The organism is Streptococcus sp. HSISS3, assembly GCF_000448605.1.
Lineage (GTDB): Bacteria > Bacillota > Bacilli > Lactobacillales > Streptococcaceae > Streptococcus > Streptococcus raffinosi.
The window spans coordinates 1,509,344-1,529,142 of record NZ_CM002130.1 but is presented as its reverse complement, the minus strand read 5'-3'; the positions used below and the strand labels follow the sequence as shown (position 1 = coordinate 1,529,142).

The window sequence follows — 19,799 nt, the reverse complement described above, 5'->3', positions numbered from 1 at the left end:
GACTCTCCTACAACTTTTTACACTGGAAGCGACGCTTTTTTAAGACGTAATAGTGTAGGTGTTTCCTGCCTGTTCAAGGAGAGGAATTTTAGAAGGCTTTTGAAAGTCATATTTGATCATCTTTCCTTGGCAGTGAGGACATGATGGTGCAGGATAATCAAGTGTTGCTTGAACCTCGATGTAGGTATCTTTTTCAAAAACAAGAGAAATAATGATATTTGGGTCTTTAATTCCGATTAATTCTGTGGTATTCTTAATAAGTCTCATAAGTTCTTCCTAATGATGGTTTGGTTGCTTTTCATTATAGTTCTTATGGGACTTTTTGTCTGCATTCAAAAAGCTCTATAATCTCTATAGTGATTTTACCCACTACAGAAATTATAGAGCCACAATAATTGAGAGAGTCGAGTTTACTCGGCTCTTTTTGGTTTTTCATTACCTATTTGATCTTCTTTTTATGAAAGTCTCATAGAAGAGAAGCAGTTTTGTAGGTCATTAGTCGGTATGAAGTGGCTATAGTTTTCGGAATTTTCCTAAAATCCTAGTAATAGTAGGGGATTTGTGATAGAATAAACTTGTAAATAAATAGAAGAAGAGGTATGTGAAATGTCACGTAAACCATTTATCGCTGGTAACTGGAAAATGAACAAGAATCCAGAAGAAGCAAAAGCATTTGTTGAAGCTGTAGCATCAAAACTTCCTTCATCTGATCTTGTTGAAGCTGGTATTGCGGCTCCTGCCGTTGACTTGACAGCTGTTCTTGCTGCTGCTAAAGGTTCAAACCTTAAAGTTGCTGCGCAAAACACTTACTTTGAAAATGCTGGTGCCTTCACTGGTGAAACTAGCCCACAAGTTTTGAAAGAAATCGGTACTGACTATGTTGTTATCGGTCACTCAGAACGTCGTGACTACTTCCACGAAACTGATGAAGACATCAACAAAAAAGCAAAAGCAATCTTTGCTAATGGCATGCTTCCAATCATTTGTTGTGGTGAAACACTTGAAACTTATGAAGCTGGTAAAGCTGCAGAATTCGTAGGTGCTCAAGTTTCAGCTGCTTTGGCTGGTTTGACTGCTGAACAAGTAGCTTCAACAGTTATCGCTTACGAACCAATCTGGGCTATCGGTACTGGTAAATCAGCTTCACAAGACGATGCACAAAAAATGTGTAAAGTTGTTCGTGATGTTGTTGCTGCTGACTTCGGTCAAGAAGTTGCTGACAAAGTACGTGTTCAATACGGTGGTTCAGTTAAACCTGAAAACGTTGCAGAATACATGGCTTGTCCAGATGTAGACGGAGCTCTTGTAGGTGGTGCATCACTTCAAGCTGATAGCTTCTTGGCATTGCTTGACTTCGTTAAATAATTTTTTATAAAGTCGAGGTTTCCTCGGCTTTTTCTTATGTCTTGGAAAGTCACGCTGTTGCTATGGATTTCGTATCGGGTGGGGTATGATTGATAGCATTATGCTTTTAACTTGAAAATCAATTTATCTACTGATTTATCACTTAAAGGATCTTTGATTTTTTATAATCAGTTCAATCGTGTTTCCAAAACGTCATTCTATCCATATACAAAAACTACCACTTTGTAAATCGGATAAATAAGGTCTAGTCATAAATGAACTTAAGCCTTTTCAAATAGAATTGAATTGCCCAAATAGTCAGATAATGTGCTATAATAAAGGCAGTATAACTAGAGCACAGACCCTAAGTGTTTATTTGCTCTGCATTGTCCAAGAAGAGGAGAATTAGAAATCATGACTTTTGATGCTATTGACCAAATGGCGGTCAGCACTATTCGTTCGCTTTCAATTGAGGCTATTCAAGCCGCAAATTCAGGACACCCTGGTCTTCCTATGGGTGCAGCGCCAATGGCCTACGTACTTTGGAACCATGTAATGAATGTTAATCCGAAGACTAGCCGTAATTGGACAAACCGTGACCGTTTTGTCCTTTCTGCAGGTCATGGTTCTGCTTTGCTTTATAGTTTATTGCACCTTTCTGGCTATAAGGTGACAATGGATGATTTGAAAAACTTCCGTCAATGGGGATCTAATACTCCAGGACACCCTGAAGTTAATCATACTGATGGTGTTGAAGCTACTTCAGGACCTCTTGGTCAAGGTATTGCTAATGCTGTTGGTATGGCCATGGCTGAAGCGCATTTGGCTGCTAAATTCAACAAACCTGGTTTTGATATTGTTGACCATTATACTTATGCCCTCCATGGCGATGGCTGTTTGATGGAAGGTGTTTCTCAAGAAGCTGCCAGTCTTGCTGGTCACCTTAAACTTGGTAAATTGGTTCTTCTTTACGATTCAAACGATATTTCACTGGATGGTCCAACATCAATGGCTTTCACTGAAGATGTTAAGGCTAAATTTGAAGCTTATGGTTGGCAACACATTCTTGTTAAAGATGGAAATGATTTGGAAGCTATTGCTAAAGCTATTGAAGAAGCTAAAGCAGAGACAGATAAACCATCTATCATCGAAGTAAAAACTATTATCGGTTATGGAGCTGAAGGACAAGGAACGTCAGCTGTTCATGGAGCACCGATTGGTCAAGAAGGTATTGATCATGCCAAAAGCGTGTACGGCTATGATGCACCTGCCTTCACTGTTCCTGACGAAGTAGCTCGTCGTTTTCAAGCTGGTATTAAGTTCCGTGGTGAAGCTGCTGAAAATGCTTGGCAAACTAAATTTGCTGAATATGAAGTTGCCTACCCAGAGTTAGCTGCTGAATACAAGGCTGCTTTTGCAAATGAGTCAGCAACTGTTGAATTGAACACTCATGAACTTGGCACAGCTGTAGCTAGTCGTGTGTCAAGCCAACAAGCTATCCAACAAATTTCTGAACAAGTTCCTTCATTCTGGGGTGGTTCTGCAGACCTTTCAGCTTCAAACAATACCATGGTTAAGGCTGAGTCTGATTTCCAAGCAGACAACTATGCTGGACGTAATATCTGGTTTGGTGTGCGTGAATTTGCTATGGCTGCAGCAATGAATGGTATTGCTCTTCATGGTGGTACTCGTGTTTATGGTGGTACTTTCTTCGTCTTCTCAAACTACTTGCTTCCAGCGGTACGTATGGCAGCTCTTCAAAACCTGCCAGTAACTTATGTAATGACACACGACTCAGTAGCAGTTGGTGAAGATGGACCTACTCATGAACCAATCGAACAATTGGCAAGTGTGCGTTCAATGCCTAACCTTAACGTTATCCGTCCTGCAGATGGTAATGAAACTAATGCTGCATGGAAACGTGCTTTGGCTGAGACTGAACGTCCAACAATGCTTGTCTTGACACGTCAAAACTTGCCAGTCCTTGATGGTACAGCTGAAAATGCTGAAGCTGGTGTCAATAAAGGAGCTTATATCATATCAGAAGCTAAAGGTAATCTTGATGGTATCATCATTGCCACTGGTTCTGAGGTGAAATTGGCTCTTGATACACAAGCTGCTCTTGAAGCTGAAGGTATTCATGTTCGTGTCGTATCTATGCCATCACAAAATCTCTTTGATGAACAAGATGCTGCTTATAAAGAAGATATCCTTCCAGCGGCTGTAACAAAACGTTTGGCTATTGAAGCTGGAACTAGCTTTGGTTGGGGCAAATACGTTGGTCTTGCAGGCAAAACACTTACTATCGATACTTGGGGTGCCTCAGCACCTGGCGACCGTATCTTTAACGAGTATGGTTTCACTGTTGAAAATGCAAGTCAACTATATAAATCATTGTAAGAAACGAAAGAACTTGGCTAGTCCGAGTTCTTTTTCATGTCAATGTGATGTGATATTACATGGCGCTTGACATTTTGTGAGAGAGTGCTAAAATGACTGTGTTAGCCGATTTAGCTCAGTTGGTAGAGCAACGCACTCGTAACGCGTAGGTCACAGGTTCGATCCCTGCAATCGGCATGGTTTGAAGCATTCGAGATATGTAATGGGAGTCTTTATGGACTTCTTTTTTAATATAGTTTTCAAAGCTCTATAATAATTTTGGGAATGTTCATTTAAGCTAAAATTTGATAAAATAGAAGATAATAAAAATAAAGGAAGTATCATGTCAAAAGGGTTATTAATCTCAATCGAAGGGCCAGATGGGGCTGGGAAGACCTCAGTTTTAGAGGCACTCTTACCTCGTTTAAAAGAAGTTTACCCTGGTCAGGTTATAACGACACGTGAGCCAGGTGGAGTAGCTATTGCAGAGCAAATCCGTGAGGTTATTTTGGATGTAGATAATACGGCTATGGATGCTAAGACAGAGCTCTTGCTCTATATAGCTGCCCGTCGTCAACATCTGGTCGAAAAGGTTCTTCCAGAGCTAGAAAAAGGCAATATGGTTATCATGGATCGTTTTATTGATTCATCGGTTGCCTATCAAGGTGCTGGTCGTGGCTTGGAACAGACTGAGATTGCTTGGTTAAATGCCTATGCGACGGATGGTCATAAGCCTGATGTCACTTTGTTGTTTGATGTGGATTCCGAAACTGGCTTGAAACGTATTGCAGCAAATGGTGAGCGTGAAGTTAATCGTTTGGATTTGGAAAAGCTTGATATGCATCAACGTGTTCGTAAAGGTTATTTAGACTTGGCTATGGTCGAACCAGAACGGATCAAGTTGATTGATGCTTCGCAACCCTTTGATAAAGTGATAGAGGATGCTTGGCAAATTATCAAGAGCTATTTGTAAGGAGCAAAATGAAATTAGCTGAAAGTCAGAGCAAGCTGTTCGAAGAATTTTCACAAATTATCAGAGAAAATCGTTTGAGTCATGCCTATCTATTCTCGGGTGATTTCGGAAGTTTCGATATGGCTATTTGGCTGGCACAGAGTCGTTTTTGTCTGACGCCTGAAGATGGTTTACCTTGCGGTAACTGTCGTCCCTGTCGCTTGATTGCACAAGGGGAGTTTTCAGATGTTAAATTGGTGGAACCTCAAGGGCAACTTATTAAGACAGATACGATTCGGCAGTTGACCAGAGAGTTTAGTCAATCAAGTTTTGAAGGACAGGCTCAGGTTTTTATCATTCGTGATGCAGATAAGATGCATGTCAATGCGGCCAATAGTCTTTTGAAGTTTATTGAGGAGCCACAGAGTCAGATTTACATTTTTCTCTTGACGGCTGATGATAGTCGTATCTTACCGACGATTAAAAGTCGAGCGCAACTCTTTTATTTTCCTAAGAATCGGGCCTATCTGGAGGACTTGTTACAGAGGGAAGGTCTGTTACTTAGTCAAGCTAAGGTCTTGGCAGACTTTGCTAAGGATGATACTCAAGCTTTGCACTTAGCTAAGGATAATAAGACTCTTGACTTGATTAATGCAGTGGAACGTTTGACACAGTCCTTGCTGGCTAATCAAGATTTGCTTTATTTGGACCTTGCAAAATTGGCTGTTCAGTGTGGTGAAAAATCAGAGCAAGAAATGGTTTGGGATTTCTTAACTTATCAATTGGGGAAGGATATACAAAATCCAAAAGCAAGACGATGGCTTGAATTGGTTTATGAGGCCCGTAACATGTGGCTAGCCAATGTCAGCTTTCAAAATGCATTGGAGTATATGGTATTATCATGACAGAGGTCATTGGAATCAAATTTGAAGAAAATGGAATGGTAGAATACGTCATTCCAGATAGACACTACGCCAAAGATGACTTTGTGGTCGTTTTGGAAAAAAAGGATAAGCGTTTGGCTCAGGTGGTCGTGGAGAATACTGATTTTCCTGAGGTTAGTCTACCTAATGATCTGAATCGGGTTGAAAGACTAGCTGAGGAGGGGGACTTAGCTAGATATAATGACAACCTTTTGAAGGCTGAAAAGAGTATGGCTGTTGTGGCTGACTTAATTCTTCAAAATCAGCTGGAGATGAAGGTGGTTGATATCATCTTTCCTTTAAATGGTTCTTATGTGCTGATTAATTTTGTGGCTGAAAAGCGAGTGGATTTCCGTCAGTTACTAAAGGATTTGGCAGCTTATTTTAAAACACGTATTGAGCTCCACCAAATTTCGAGTCGTGAGGAGTCGAAAATTTATGGTGGCTTAGGACCTTGTGGGCGTGCCCTGTGTTGCTCTAGTTTTTTGGGCGAATTCCCACCAGTATCTATTAAAATGGCTAAAAATCAGAGTTTGTCCTTAAATTCTGGTAAGATGAACGGTCTTTGTGGGCGTCTCATGTGTTGTCTCAGTTATGAAGATGACTTTTACAGAGATAGTAAGGCGAGTTATCCTGATTTAGGTGATGAAATTGAAACCAAGGATGGCAAAGGGCATGTTGTTGCTATTGACGTGATTGCAAGGACTATTAAGGTTGCATTTGATAAGGGGCGTGCTCCCCTAACCTATGGAGTGGAGGAAGTTCAGCTAAATGGAAAAGCGTGAATTGTATGATAAATTTGAGGAATTATCACAAAATTTGATGTCTATGTTGGCAGAAGTTGAGGCAATTAAGGCGAACTTCTCAGGCATTCTTGATGAAAATACAGCTCTTAAGTTGGAAAACGACAAGTTGCGTGAGCACTTGAGTCAAGTGGTTCAAGAAGAAACGGGCACGAAAATGTCTCATGGTAAGGTTAATCTCGAGGCGATTTATGATGATGGCTTCCATATTTGTCCAGATTTTTATGGTCAACGTCGTGATAATAATGAAGCCTGTGGCTTCTGTGCGGAATTGTTGTACGGAGATTAAAGATGCAGGTTCAAAAGAGTTTTAAGGGGCAGTCTCATTATGGTACCCTCTATCTTGTCCCAACTCCTATTGGAAATTTACAGGATATGACCTTTCGCAGCGTTCAAACTCTCAAAGATGTCGATCTTATTTGTGCGGAGGACACGCGCAATACGGGGCTATTACTCAAACATTTTGAGATTGAGACTAAGCAGTATTCTTTTCACGAGCATAATGCTTATGAGAAAATTCCGGATTTATTGGAGCGCTTGAAGTCAGGGCTTTCCCTGGCTCAGGTCTCAGATGCTGGTATGCCTTCCATTTCTGATCCTGGACATGATTTGGTTAAAGCTGCTATTGCTGAGGATATTCCTGTGGTGGCCTTACCTGGTGCATCAGCTGGGATTACAGCCTTGATTGCCAGTGGTTTGGCACCTCAACCTCATATTTTTTATGGCTTTCTTCCTCGTAAAAAGGGTCAGCAGCTTGATTTCTTCAAGGGAAAATTGTCTTATCCTGAGACGCAGATTTTCTATGAGTCACCTTATCGTGTAGCTGATACTCTTGAAAATATGCGTGAGGTTTATGGCAATCGTCAGCTGACTCTAGTTCGAGAACTGACCAAGCTTTACGAAGAATACCAGCGAGGTAGCATCTCCGAAATTTTGGATTATATTGAAACAAATCCTCTCAAGGGGGAATGTTTGCTGATTGTAGCTGGTGCATCGGATGAAGAAAGGGAAGAAAACCTGACATCAGATGTTACTCCAATTGAGGCTGTTGAAGCTTTAATTGCTTCCGGTATGAAGCCTAATCAAGCTATAAAAACGGTTGCCAAAGAGCGAAAACTAAATAGACAAGAGCTTTATAATCTCTTTCATGGGGTCTAAGAAGCTCTTTTTTTGTGGCGACATAAGATGTCAGAAAAGAAAGAATTATCAAAAAATTCCATAAATAAACTTGTAGACTCTTTATTTTTGTGTTATATTATCTAACATAAAAAATAATTCCTTTGGATTGGAGTGGTTTCATGGATACAGGTAGTAGTGCCTTTATATTGATATGTTCAGCCATGGTGTGCCTGATGACACCAGCTTTGGCCTTCTTCTATGGTGGCCTTGGGCGTCGAAAAAATGTCATTAATACCATGATGATGTCTGTTCTTCCCTTAGCAATTGCTTCCCTCTTGTGGGTTGTTGCTGGTTATTCACTTTCTTTTGGGGGGCATGGCTATTTCTTTGGGAATATTAGTCATCTCTTTTTACACGGTGTCTCTGAAACGGCTTCAAGTCGTGGTCTAGCCATTCCTGATCTCTTATTTGCAGCCTTTCAGATGATGTTTTCCATTATCTGTGTGGCGATTTTGACAGGTTCAGTAGTAGGGCGTATGCGCTTTACCCCTTTAGCTATTTTTGTAGTCTTTTGGCTACTTTTGGTCTATTATCCTTTTGCACATATGGTATGGGGAGACGGAATTCTTGCCAAGTGGGGGACAATTGACTTTGCGGGTGGTGATGTGGTCCACATTACTTCTGGTGTTTCAGCCTTGGTTTTGGCAATTGTTGTTGGGAAACGTCGTGACTATGGCATTCTAGAGCACCGTCCTCATAATGTTCCTTTTGTTCTGTTGGGAGCGGGTCTCCTGTGGTTTGGCTGGTTTGGTTTCAATGCAGGCTCAGCCCTAGCAGCCAATGGCTTAGCAGTTCATGCTCTTGTGACCACACATGTTTCTGCAGCAGCTGCCATGTTTTCATGGCTAGCTCTTGAAAAATATGTGACAGGTCATCCATCCTTGGTCGGTGGTTCGACTGGTTTAGTAGCCGGACTTGTTGCCATCACACCTGGAGCTGGTTTCGTTTCCATTTGGAGTGCCATTCTAATTGGAGCTATGGTTAGTCCGGTTTGTTTCTATGCCATTTCTGTCTTGAAAAAACGCTTTGCCTATGATGATGCTTTGGATGCTTTTGGTTGCCACGGTGTCGGAGGAATCTTTGGTGGTTTGGTTACAGCTATTTTTACAACACCAAATCTAGCCCTAGATAAGGCTAATGTTGGACTCATCTATGGGAATGCACGTTTGTTTTTGGTGACAGTTTTGGCCATTATTTTCACAGCTACTTGGTCGGGGCTGGTAACCTATGGTATCATAAAAGTAATTGCCCGTTATATGCCTTTACGTGTCAGTGACCGTGATGAAGCTATTGGTCTTGATGACTGTGAACACAAGGAAACAGCTTATCCAACCTTTATGGGTATGGATTCGTAGGAGGATACTGATGAAAAAAATAGAAGCGATTATTCGTTCGGACAAATTGGAAGATTTGAAAAATGCCTTGACTGGTAGTGGTTTAGCCAAGGGAATGACTGTAAGTCAGGTCTTGGGGTATGGAACCCAACGTGGCTTTGCGGAGTTCGTTCGTGGACAACGGATTGTTCCAACCTTATTGGCCAAGGTTAAGGTGGAAATAGTAGTCAAAGACCTGGCAGTTGATGAAGTTGTTGATGCTATCCGTGGTGCTGTGGCGACTGGTGAAGTCGGTGATGGGAAGATTTTTATTGTTCCTATTGATGATGTCATTCGTATTCGTACTGGCGAACGGGGTGGAGACGCTATTTAATGTCATATTGGATTAGGGCTTAAACCAGTTGGTTTGGGCCTTTTTTGTTGATTTTTGGTATACTAAAAGAGATTATTAAGGATGGAGGGGGTGACTGATTGGCAAAAGGAAAAAGAAAAGCAGGTCGAAATCTAAATTTAAGAAGACTAAGAAGAAAAAGAAGTCTTTTCTGCTTTTTCCTAGAGTTTTACAGAAATGGAGCCTGATCATTATTGGCTTACTTGCTTTGCTGGGGCTTCTAGTTAGTTTGAATTTTCCAAAGTTGACAATGGAAAAGAATATGACGTCTACAGATGAGACGACAGTTGCTTTTATTGCTGAGATTGGAGAGACTTCACGCTATTTAGCAGCGAAAAACGATCTTTATGCCTCAGTCATGATTGCCCAGGCCATCCTAGAATCGGACTCGGGACAGTCACAATTAAGTCAAAAGCCTTCCTACAATTTCTTTGGAATTAAAGGAGAATACAATGGTCAAAGTGTAACGCTACCGACCTGGGAGGATGATGGTAAGGGAAATCCCTACCATATCGATGCTGCCTTTCGTTCCTATGGCTCCGTTGAGAATTCGCTACAGGACTATGTGGACTTTCTCGAGGGAAGCTACTATGTGGGAGTGCACCGCTCCAAAACGAGAAGCTATAAAGATGCAACAGCGGCCCTAACAGGCGTTTATGCCACTGACACGACTTATGGTGATAAGCTGAACAGCATCATTGAACAATATCAGTTAACTATTTATGACACTTATTAGAGTCAAAGGAGAATAAGAAAAATATGAATCAGAACCAAGTGAAACTCATTGCCATTGATATGGATGGTACACTCTTAGACAGTCAAAAAGAGATACCTGCAGAAAACATTCAGGCTATTCAGGAAGCCGCTGTGGCAGGTATTAAGATTGTCCTTTGTACGGGTCGTCCACGTTCAGGCATTGTTCCCCATTTTGAAAAATTGGGTCTTAGTGAAGAAGAGTACATTATCATGAACAACGGTTGTTCGACCTATGAAACTAAAAATTGGACCTTGATTCAACATGAAAGCTTATCTCATACGGAGTTGGAAGACCTTTTTCAAGTGAGTAAGGATTTCCCAGACGTAGCTCTGACCTTGACAGGTGAAAAAAGCTTCTATGTTGTCGGTAATGAAGTGCCTGATTTAGTTGCCTATGATGCTGGGACGGTCTTTATGGTGGCTGAGGCAAAATCATTGGAAGAAATTTTTGCGGAAGGTCAGGTTATTTTTGAAGCCATGTATATGGCGGATCCTGAACCGCTTGATGACTTTCAAAATGCCATGGAAGAAAGTCTTAGTCAGCGCTATAGTACGGTTCGAAGCCAGAACTATATCTTTGAAATTATGCCACAAGGAACAACCAAGGCCAGTGGACTGAAGCATTTAGCTGAAAAGTTGGAGATCAATCCCGAACAGATTATGGCTTTGGGAGATGCGGCCAATGATATTGAAATGCTTGAATTTGTTGGTCAGAGCGTTGCCATGGGAAATGCTAGTGATGACATCAAGTCTTTGAGTAAATATGTAACCTTGACGAATGACCAAGCTGGCGTAGCCCACGCTATTCGTACTTGGGCTTTATAAGAAAAAGACCTTTAGCTTTTATCTGCTAAAGGTTTTTCGATTTCGGATAATGGCAATGAGAGTGGTTAGCGTGATGGTGATGTCTGTGATGGCAGCGGGATAAGCCTTAATGGTCAAATCGTATATTAGCCAGAGTAACATATTCTCAATAATGACCCAGCGAAGCCACTGAAGGTTTCGTGTGATGGCAATGGCTAGACTATAAGAGACTGAAGAGATAATCGGCAAATAGCCAATAAGTCCAAGATGATTGAGATAGGATCCTACGATGATTTGAATAATGATGAGGATGGTCAAGATAGTCTTGGTCATCTTCTTTTTGACCATCAGGCTATTTCGAATGATGGAAATACTGATGGTTAAAGCTCCAGTATAGCCACCCAATAAGAGGTTGGCAGTGGCAGTGAAAATATAGTCGGTAATTTGCCAGACGAGCATCTTATTTTTTGATTTTGCAAAAGAGGATATGGCGACACAGAGAGCTCCGATGGCTGAGAATACTTGTGCTAGAAGGTAGATTGTCATGATGTCACTTCCAATTTTTGCCTTTATTATATCACAAGAAAGAAGGATTTATTTCAAGAATATTTATCGGTTATTTATAAGTTCCGAAAGATGTAGTGGTAACTGAAAAAACATCGCCAACGGATGATGGTACTGCTATGGTAGTTTTCGTTTATGGAATTCTCAAAACACTGCTAGTAATGTTTTTCGATTGCCTTTGCTTGAAACCTGATGACAAGTATCAAAGAAAAAACAGTATATTCGAGACGGGCGTTGATGGATTTCTGATATGAGTAATAGTGGTGTTAAACATCATGAACATGAGAGTTAAATGAGATATCTAAAAAGGTCAGATTTTCCTGGTTTCTTTCTATTATTTTTAGGAAAAGCCTTGTTTATTCCCTAATAAATAGATACAATAGAAAGGTCGGTTTTACCGAAAATTTTTGAATAATGAGGACAAAAATGTGTCAGTAAATTGGCAAGATATTGTGTTTTCTTTCCTCGGTGGTTTGGGACTCTTCCTTTTCAGTATTAAGTACATGGGGGATGGTCTTCAACAGGCAGCCGGTGATAAGTTACGCTATTACATTGATAAGTATACCAGTAATCCTTTTTTAGGGGTCTTGATTGGTATTGTCATGACGGCCTTGATTCAGTCAAGTTCAGGGGTAACCGTTATCGTCGTAGGTCTGGTTTCGGCAGGACTTTTGAGTCTTCGTCAGGCTATTGGAATTGTCATGGGGGCAAATATCGGGACAACCGTAACTTCCTTCATGATTGGTTTCAAGCTAGGTGATTATGCCCTTCCGGTGCTTTTCATTGGTGCGGCGCTTCTCTTCTTTACAAGTAATAAGAAGCTCAACAACCTAGGTCGTATCTTGTTTGGTGTGGGTGGAATCTTCTTTGCCCTTAACCTGATGGGAGATGCGGTAGAGCCTTTGAAGTCCGTCACAGCCTTTAAAGACTACTTGGCAACTTTAGGTGACCGCCCAATCATGGGAGTCATCATTGGTGCTGGTTTGACCATGTTGATTCAGTCTTCGGCAGCTACCATTGGTATTCTTCAGAGCCTTTATTCAGGTGGCTTGCTTGATTTGCAAGGTGCCCTTCCAATCCTCTTCGGGGACAATATCGGAACAACTATAACAGCGGTTCTTGCGGCTCTTGGTTCTAACATTGCGGCTAAACGTGTAGCAGGAGCTCACGTACTCTTTAATGTCATTGGAACGGTCTTGTGTTTGATTCTTTTGGTGCCATTCACAGCTTTAATTCAATGGTTCAAGTCTGTACTTGGTTTGACACCAGAGATGACAATTGCCTTTGCCCACGGTACTTTCAACATTGCTAATACTATTGTTCAGTTCCCATTCATCGGAGTTTTAGCTTACTTGGTAACTAAGATCATCCCTGGTGAGGACGAAGTTAATAAGTACAAAGCACTTTATTTGGACCGTTTGCTCATCACGCAAGCACCAGCCATTGCCCTTGGTAATGCCAAGAAAGAATTGGTGCATTTGGCGTCATATGCTATCCAGTCTTTGGAAGCTTCATATGCTTTCTTTGATAAGGGAGATGAAAAATACTTTGACAAGGTTGAAAAATATGAAACAGCTGTTAATAGTATTGACGAAGAGTTGACAACTTACTTGATTGATATTTCTAACGAGTCACTTAGTGTTTCTGAAAATGAAATCTTGGCAAGTGTCCTTGATTCTGTTCGTGACTTGGAACGTATTGGTGACCTTGCAGTCGCTAGTGCTAGTCTTTCACAACACATTCATAGCAAGGGAATTGAATTCTCTGAAACAGCCAAGGCGGAACTTGCGGATGTCTATAACCGCACTCATCGTATTATACTTGACAGTATTCGTGTCGTTGTGGACGATGATAAGGTGCTTGCTGGTCAAGTTATCCTCCGTCATGAAGAGTTGGAAAAACTTGCAAAACAATTGCGTAAGATTCATACCAAACGCCTTAATAATGGTGAATGTACTGCGCAGGCAGGTATCAACTATGTTGATTACTTATCGCATTACACACGTATCGCAGACCATGCCATTAACCTTGTTGAAAAGGTTACAGAAGGTGTGATTTAATATGGAAAGTCGAGAACATTTCTCGGCTTTTTTTGATATAATGAAGGCGTATTGAGAACATAGAAAATTGATGAGAGGTAGTCCTATGACTTATTATATTGCAGCCAAACGATTTTATTTTGATCATAAGGTCAAAGAAGGTGGCTACTTAGCAGTCACAGATGGTCGTTTTGCTGAGTGGACAAAAAAGGCACCAGAAGGTGCAGAGGTGCTAGATTACAGTGACTATCAAATTGCTCCTGGTCTTGTGGACACCCACATTCACGGATTTGCGGGTTATGATGTTATGGACAATTCGGCGGAAAGTCTCTTAGGTATGAGTCAGGCCTTGCCTTCAGCAGGTGTGACCTCTTTCTTGCCGACAGCCTTGACCGCACCATTTGAGGAGTTGAAGGCTATTTGTCAAACGACAGCTGAGACGGCTGGTAAGGAAAGAGGCGCAAAAATTCAAGGACTCTTCTTTGAAGGGCCTTATTTCACTGAAACCTACAAGGGTGCTCAAAATCCAAAATACATGGGCAATCCAAGCCTTGAACAGTTGCAAGCCTGGCAAGAAGCGGCTCAAGGAAAGTTAATCAAATTGGCCTTGGCTCCTGAGCGTGAAGGAGTGGCTGATTTTATTAAAGAAGCGACTAAACAAGGTGTGACAATTGCCTTGGGACATTCCAATGCGACTTATGAAGAAGCCGTGGCAGCAGTGGAAGCTGGTGCTTCGGTCTGGGTTCACGTTTATAATGGGATGCGTGGCTTTAGTCACCGTGAGCCTGGTATGGTTGGTGCAGCCTTTGATAGTCCAGATACCATTGGTGAATTGATTGCGGATGGGCACCATGTTTTACCAGCTGCCTGTAGCGTCCTTATCAAGCAGAAGACGCCTCAAAATGTTGCCCTGATTACAGACTGTATGTCTGCAGGAGGACGTCCCGATGGCGACTATATGCTGGGTGAGCTTCCTGTTATTGTGGAAAATGGCACGGCTCGCCTTAAGGAAGGTGGTAACCTGGCTGGTTCTATCCTGCAACTTAAAGATGGTGTCAAGCACGTCGTTGATTGGGGTCTGGTGACGGTTGCTCAATCTTTACAAATGGCGAGTCATGTTCCAGCTAAATCTGTTGGTCTTGAAAATGTTTGTGGTAGTCTTAAAGCTGGTCTAGCAGCCGATTTCATCGTTTTAGATGACTCTTTGGAGTTACAAGCAACTTTTATCGATGGTCGTAAAGCTTGGGAAAAGTAATGGTCTAAGCAGTGCTTTTATATAAAGGTGCTGTTTTTTCTTATTTTTTACAGAATTGTAACAGTAAAGGTGTAAAATAGAAATACTTTTTATTTTTACAGGAGGTAATATGTCAAAACGTATTTGGAGCATTGCTCTGGCCTATGTCGGTGTAATGATTGGCGCAGGAGTATCTTCAGGACAGGACCTCTTGCAGTATTTTGTCAGCTTTGGAGCCTGGGGTCTGATAGGTGTTATTGTCTTAGGAGTTCTACATGTTGGTTTTGGCCGTTTGATGATTGCTCTGGGAAGCTATTATCAATCGGACGATCATTCGGTCGTTCTTGCTGAAATTAGTCATCCTGTTATATATCGCATTTTGGATATTGCGCTCATTATCACCTGCTTTATCTTTGGTTTTGTGATGACGGCTGGTGCAGGAGCCAATTTGAATCAACAATTTGGCATGCCATTTTGGGTAGGAGCTTTTCTCTGTACGGCCTTGACTATTGTGGTCAGCTTTTTAGATTTCAAAAAAATCATCGGAGTTATCGGAGTCTTTACCCCTATGATTTTGGTAATGATTGCTGTTATCTTTATGACCAATGTTTTAGGGCGCCACTGGGATTTTGAGGAGATGAATAGGATTTCACAAACTATTCAATCCCCCTTTTCAAGCGTTTGGATGTCTGTCGTCAATTATTTTGCTGTTTGTGTCATGTCTGCCATCGCTATGGCCTTCGTTATGGGGGGCTCCATTTTCAAAATTAATGAAGCTGAAAAGAGTGGTGCCTGGGGTGGCTTCATGGTTGGTGTGATTTTCTTTATCACGACCCTGATTCTTTTTGCTAATAGTGACAAGGTTGTCAAGTCAGATGTGCCTATGTTGGCTATTGCTAAGGAAGTTAATCCTGTCTTTGCAACCCTCTATGCTTTCGTGATTTTTGGTTTGATTTTCAATACTGTTTTTAGTCTCTATTATGCTCTAGGCAAACGCTTTGCAGCTGGTAGTGAAAAACGGTTCAAGTTTTTTGTGACTGCTTTTTCTCTCAGTGGTTTCCTTGTATCCTTTATGGGTTTTCGTCAATTGGTCGCAGTCATGTATCCCATTATCGGTTATATGGGATTACTGATGTTGGTTGTCTTGGTTGTCGCAAGTTATCGTAAAAAAGCAAAGATTCGCAAGGAAAAAGAAATCCGAAATCATCTTTTAGCTATTGTCGAGAAAGCTTATGATCCTGATCAAGATTTAACGCCTCAGGACAAGGAAAAGGCAGAACAACTTCGAGATGCTTCAATCATTGACAATCAAACACTCCGTGAGGATTCCCATGCTCATGTTCGTCAGGAATTGGGGATTGATGAGAAGTAGAATTAGAATTCTATTTTACAAGTTTATCTATTTCTGCTATAATACTGACAAGAAAGAAAGGCTTATGGCGTTTTTCTAGCGAGCTTGGGATAGTGAAAGCCAAGTAGGGCAAAGTAAGCAAGTGGCGCTTTCTCTTAGCGAAGAGCTGAGTAAAGTAAAATAAAATGAAGTAATAAATTAGGGTGGAACCGCGTTTCTGACGCCCCTAGGTCATATGACTTGGGAGCAGAGACACGGTTCTTTTTGTATTCCAAGTCACAAAGATAAAATTAAGGAGTATTCAATGTCTAAAAAACTAACCTTCCACTGCGTCAGTGGCAGATACCTCCTTACAGTCGGACTGCCCCACTCTCAGCGCTAGGGTGCCTGGGCTAGACGCAGTACTAACTCGTCTTGCCTCGTATAATCGACGAGGCAAACTCGTGTCGCAAGAATCATTTTTAATCAAGGAGTATTCAATGTCTAAGAAATTAACATTTCAAGAAATTATTTTGACTTTGCAACAATACTGGAATGACCAGGGTTGTATGCTCATGCAGGCTTATGATAATGAAAAAGGTGCGGGAACTATGAGTCCTTACACTTTCCTTCGTGCCATTGGTCCTGAGCCATGGAATGCGGCTTATGTGGAGCCATCTCGTCGTCCAGCTGATGGTCGTTATGGGGAAAACCCAAATCGTCTCTACCAACACCACCAATTCCAAGTAGTTATGAAGCCATCTCCATCAAACATCCAAGAGCTTTACCTTGAGTCTTTGGAAAAATTGGGGATTAATCCTTTGGAACACGATATCCGTTTCGTTGAAGATAACTGGGAAAACCCATCAACTGGTTCGGCTGGTCTTGGTTGGGAAGTTTGGCTTGACGGTATGGAAATCACTCAGTTCACCTACTTCCAACAAGTTGGTGGATTGGCAACTGGTCCGGTAACTTCTGAAGTTACGTACGGATTGGAACGTTTGGCTTCTTACATCCAAGAAGTAGATTCAGTTTATGATATTGAGTGGGCTCCAGGCGTTAAATACGGAGAAATCTTCCTTCAACCAGAATACGAACACTCAAAATACAGCTTTGAAGTTTCTGACCAAGATATGCTTCTTGAAAACTTCGAGAAATTTGAAAAAGAAGCAGGACGTGCTTTGGAATTGGGCCTTGTTCACCCAGCCTATGACTACGTTTTGAAATGTTCACACACCTTCAACTTGCTAGATGCACGTGGAGCAGTATCCGTTACAGAACGTGCCGGCTACATTGCCCGTATCCGTAACTTGGCCCGTGTCGTAGCCAAAACTTTCGTCGCAGAACGTAAGAAACTTGGTTACCCACTTCTTGACGAAGCCACACGCGCCAAACTCCTAGCAGAAGAGGAAGAATAAAAAGAGTTACAAGAATGGAAAATGGGCAAACAAAGTGAGCCCACATGGCTACCCAGAGGCAAGTCGAAGACTTGCTAAAGGGATAGGCACCGCCGTACTGGTATATGGGGATTTTCGAAACGTTAGGTTCAAAAATCAGTTGGCTAAATCCACTTTGATGGACTGTTGGAAATCGATGCCAAGGAGACATAAGATTTCCCTACAGCCTCACAAAGTTAGTTAGCAACGTCCCCAGTACCTAAGGTGCCTATCAACAAGAAGAATTTTGTAAAGGAAAAAACATGACAAAAAACTTATTAGTAGAACTTGGACTTGAAGAGTTGCCAGCCTACGTTGTCACACCAAGTGAAAAACAACTCGGTGAGAAAATGGCAGCCTTCTTGGATGACAACCGTCTTTCATACGAAAGCATTCAAACCTTCTCAACACCACGCCGTTTGGCCGTCCGTGTGATTGGTTTGGCTGATCAACAATCTGATTTGACCGAAGATTTTAAAGGACCTTCTAAGAAAATCGCCTTGGATGCAGATGGAAACTTCTCAAAAGCGGCTCAAGGATTCGTCCGTGGGAAAGGTTTGACTGTTGATGATATCGAATTCCGTGAAGTCAAAGGTGAAGAGTACGTTTATGTCACTAAGCACGAAGCTGGAAAACCAGCTAAAGAAGTCTTGGCTGGCGTTCCAGAGGTGCTTGCTTCATTGACTTTCCCTGTCAGCATGCACTGGGCTAACAATACATTTGAATACATTCGCCCAGTTCACACCTTGACAGTTCTTTTGGGCGACGAAGCGCTCGACCTTGATTTCTTGGATATCAAGTCAGGTCGTGTGAGTCGTGGACACCGATTCCTTGGACATGAAGTGGAAATTACTAATGCGGATTCTTATGAAGAAGACCTTCGTACCGTTTACGTGATTGCGGATAGCAAAGAACGTGAAAATATGATTCGTGAGCAAATCAAAGCCATCGAAGCAGAACAAGGTGTTCAAGTTCAAATCGAAGAAGGGCTTTTGAATGAAGTCTTGAACTTGGTCGAATACCCAACTGCCTTCATGGGAAGTTTTGATACTAAGTATTTGGATGTTCCAGAAGAAGTTTTGGTGACCTCAATGGAAACGCACCAACGTTACTTTGTTGTACGTGACCTTGATGGTAAACTTAAACCAAACTTCATCTCAGTCCGTAATGGTAACGCTGAGCACTTGGAAAATGTTATCCGAGGAAATGAAAAAGTATTGGTTGCACGTCTTGAAGATGGTGAATTCTTCTGGCGTGAAGACCAAAAACTTAAGATTGAAGACCTCGTTGCTAAATTGGCGAACGTAACCTTCCATGAAAAAATTGGTTCTCTTTCAGAACACATGGCGCGCGCTGGTGTCATTGCAGCGTCACTAGCTGAGCAAGCTGGTTTGACTGCTGAAGAAACGGCAGCCGTCGCTCGTGCAGCTGAAATCTACAAATTTGACCTCTTGACTGGTATGGTCGGAGAGTTCGATGAATTGCAAGGAATCATGGGTGAAAAATACGCTCTCCTTGCTGGTGAAGATGCTGCGGTTGCTACAGCTATCCGTGAGCACTACCTTCCTGATTCAGCAGACGGAGCCCTTCCAGAGACTAAGGTTGGTGCTATCCTTGCGCTTGCAGATAAATTGGATACCCTCCTTTCATTCTTCTCAGTAGGCTTGATTCCATCAGGTTCCAATGACCCATATGCGCTTCGTCGTGCAACACAAGGGATTGTTCGTATCTTGGATGCCTTTGGTTGGCATATCCCTATGGATGAGTTGATTGACAGCCTTTACGGACTTTCATTTGATAGTCTTTCATATGACAATCAAGCAGAAGTCATCAACTTCATCAAAGCGCGTGTGGACAAGATGATGGGACGCACTTCAAAAGATATCAAAGAAGCCGTTCTTGCTGGTTCAAACTTTGTCGTGGCTGATATGCTTGAAGCAGCTGACGCCCTCTCAGAAGCTGCTAAGGCTGATGGTTACAAAGCAGCTGTTGAATCACTTTCTCGTGCCTTCAACTTGGCAGAAAAAGCAGGTGCTTCAGTAGCAGTCGATGCCAGTCTCTTTGAAAATGATCAAGAAAAAGCTCTTGCTAAAGCGATTGAAGAGCTTGAATTGACTGGTTCAGCTAGCGACAAATTGGCTCAACTCTTTGCTCTTAGCCCAGTCATTGATGCTTTCTTTGACAATACTATGGTTATGGCAGAGGATGAGGCTGTTAAAAACAACCGTTTGGCCCTTCTTGCAGGTCTTGTAGCTAAAGCTAACGCTGTTGCAGCTTTCAACCAATTGAACACAAAATAATGACCTGATGACAGGTAGAAAGTAGGTCTTA

17 protein-coding genes, 1 tRNA gene and 1 pseudogene are annotated in these 19,799 nt (G+C 41.8%); 17 read left to right on the top strand and 2 right to left on the bottom strand.

Features of this window, described 5'->3' with window-relative positions:
- Positions 1-63: 63 nt before the first annotated feature.
- Positions 64-267, bottom strand: a pseudogene (locus tag HSISS3_RS07205) (ISL3 family transposase); the annotation flags it as partial.
- A 339-nt stretch (positions 268-606) separates the two neighbouring features.
- On the opposite strand from HSISS3_RS07205, the gene tpiA reads away from it, so the two are divergent.
- The 12 genes from tpiA (at position 607) to HSISS3_RS07145 (ending at position 10,886) form a co-directional block, all read left to right on the top strand.
- Positions 607-1,365 carry a triose-phosphate isomerase gene (gene tpiA, locus HSISS3_RS07200; protein WP_002887577.1) on the top strand — a complete coding sequence of 253 codons (759 nt, stop codon included), beginning with the start codon at positions 607-609 and terminating at the stop codon, positions 1,363-1,365.
- Between the two features lie 393 nt (positions 1,366-1,758).
- Positions 1,759-3,744 (top strand): transketolase, encoded by a 1,986-nt coding sequence (gene tkt, locus HSISS3_RS07195; RefSeq protein ID WP_021152228.1) that lies wholly within the window; start codon positions 1,759-1,761, stop codon positions 3,742-3,744.
- A 104-nt stretch (positions 3,745-3,848) separates the two neighbouring features.
- Positions 3,849-3,921 (top strand) — tRNA-Thr (locus HSISS3_RS07190).
- A 145-nt stretch (positions 3,922-4,066) separates the two neighbouring features.
- Positions 4,067-4,696 (top strand): dTMP kinase, encoded by a 630-nt coding sequence (tmk, locus tag HSISS3_RS07185; protein ID WP_021152227.1) that lies wholly within the window; start codon positions 4,067-4,069, stop codon positions 4,694-4,696.
- 8 nt (positions 4,697-4,704) lie between these two features.
- Positions 4,705-5,580, top strand: a complete 876-nt coding sequence (locus HSISS3_RS07180) for a DNA polymerase III subunit delta' (RefSeq protein ID WP_021152226.1) — start codon at positions 4,705-4,707, stop codon at positions 5,578-5,580.
- Positions 5,577-6,383: a regulatory iron-sulfur-containing complex subunit RicT gene (gene ricT / locus HSISS3_RS07175; protein ID WP_002887581.1), complete on the top strand. Its 807-nt coding sequence runs from the start codon at positions 5,577-5,579 to the stop codon at positions 6,381-6,383. The genes HSISS3_RS07180 and ricT overlap by 4 nt, the downstream gene beginning before the upstream one ends.
- Positions 6,370-6,690 carry a DNA replication initiation control protein YabA gene (yabA, locus tag HSISS3_RS07170; protein ID WP_002887582.1) on the top strand — a complete coding sequence of 107 codons (321 nt, stop codon included), beginning with the start codon at positions 6,370-6,372 and terminating at the stop codon, positions 6,688-6,690. The genes ricT and yabA overlap by 14 nt, the downstream gene beginning before the upstream one ends.
- 2 nt (positions 6,691-6,692) lie before the next feature.
- Positions 6,693-7,559, top strand: coding sequence for a 16S rRNA (cytidine(1402)-2'-O)-methyltransferase (gene rsmI, locus HSISS3_RS07165; protein ID WP_021152225.1), 867 nt, complete (start codon positions 6,693-6,695; stop codon positions 7,557-7,559).
- A gap of 140 nt (positions 7,560-7,699) precedes the next feature.
- Positions 7,700-8,935, top strand: coding sequence for an ammonium transporter (locus tag HSISS3_RS07160; RefSeq protein ID WP_021145879.1), 1,236 nt, complete (start codon positions 7,700-7,702; stop codon positions 8,933-8,935).
- 10 nt (positions 8,936-8,945) lie between these two features.
- Positions 8,946-9,287 (top strand): P-II family nitrogen regulator, encoded by a 342-nt coding sequence (locus HSISS3_RS07155; RefSeq protein ID WP_021152223.1) that lies wholly within the window; start codon positions 8,946-8,948, stop codon positions 9,285-9,287.
- 97 nt (positions 9,288-9,384) lie between these two features.
- Positions 9,385-10,041 (top strand): glucosaminidase domain-containing protein, encoded by a 657-nt coding sequence (locus tag HSISS3_RS07150; RefSeq protein WP_042771923.1) that lies wholly within the window; start codon positions 9,385-9,387, stop codon positions 10,039-10,041.
- A gap of 23 nt (positions 10,042-10,064) precedes the next feature.
- The gene (locus HSISS3_RS07145) at positions 10,065-10,886 is read left to right on the top strand and encodes a Cof-type HAD-IIB family hydrolase (protein ID WP_021152222.1); all 822 of its coding nucleotides are present in this window, start codon (positions 10,065-10,067) and stop codon (positions 10,884-10,886) included.
- Positions 10,887-10,904: 18 nt separating this feature from the next.
- On the opposite strand, the gene HSISS3_RS07140 is transcribed toward HSISS3_RS07145, so the two are convergent.
- Positions 10,905-11,411, bottom strand: a complete 507-nt coding sequence (locus tag HSISS3_RS07140) for a YgjV family protein (RefSeq protein WP_021152221.1) — start codon at positions 11,409-11,411, stop codon at positions 10,905-10,907.
- Between the two features lie 446 nt (positions 11,412-11,857).
- Here HSISS3_RS07140 and HSISS3_RS07135 point away from each other — a divergent pair, with 446 nt between their 5' ends.
- From HSISS3_RS07135 to glyS, 5 genes are all read left to right on the top strand, one after another.
- Complete coding sequence (locus HSISS3_RS07135) at positions 11,858-13,489, top strand: Na/Pi cotransporter family protein (protein ID WP_021152220.1); 1,632 nt, start codon at positions 11,858-11,860, stop codon at positions 13,487-13,489.
- A gap of 85 nt (positions 13,490-13,574) precedes the next feature.
- The gene (gene nagA / locus HSISS3_RS07130; protein WP_021152219.1) at positions 13,575-14,723 is read left to right on the top strand and encodes an N-acetylglucosamine-6-phosphate deacetylase; all 1,149 of its coding nucleotides are present in this window, start codon (positions 13,575-13,577) and stop codon (positions 14,721-14,723) included.
- 109 nt (positions 14,724-14,832) lie between these two features.
- Positions 14,833-16,074, top strand: coding sequence for a YkvI family membrane protein (locus HSISS3_RS07125; RefSeq protein ID WP_021152218.1), 1,242 nt, complete (start codon positions 14,833-14,835; stop codon positions 16,072-16,074).
- Positions 16,075-16,532: 458 nt separating this feature from the next.
- Positions 16,533-17,450 (top strand): glycine--tRNA ligase subunit alpha, encoded by a 918-nt coding sequence (gene glyQ, locus HSISS3_RS07120; RefSeq protein ID WP_002886077.1) that lies wholly within the window; start codon positions 16,533-16,535, stop codon positions 17,448-17,450.
- Between the two features lie 281 nt (positions 17,451-17,731).
- Positions 17,732-19,768, top strand: a complete 2,037-nt coding sequence (glyS, locus tag HSISS3_RS07115; RefSeq protein WP_021152217.1) for a glycine--tRNA ligase subunit beta — start codon at positions 17,732-17,734, stop codon at positions 19,766-19,768.
- Positions 19,769-19,799 lie beyond the last annotated feature (31 nt).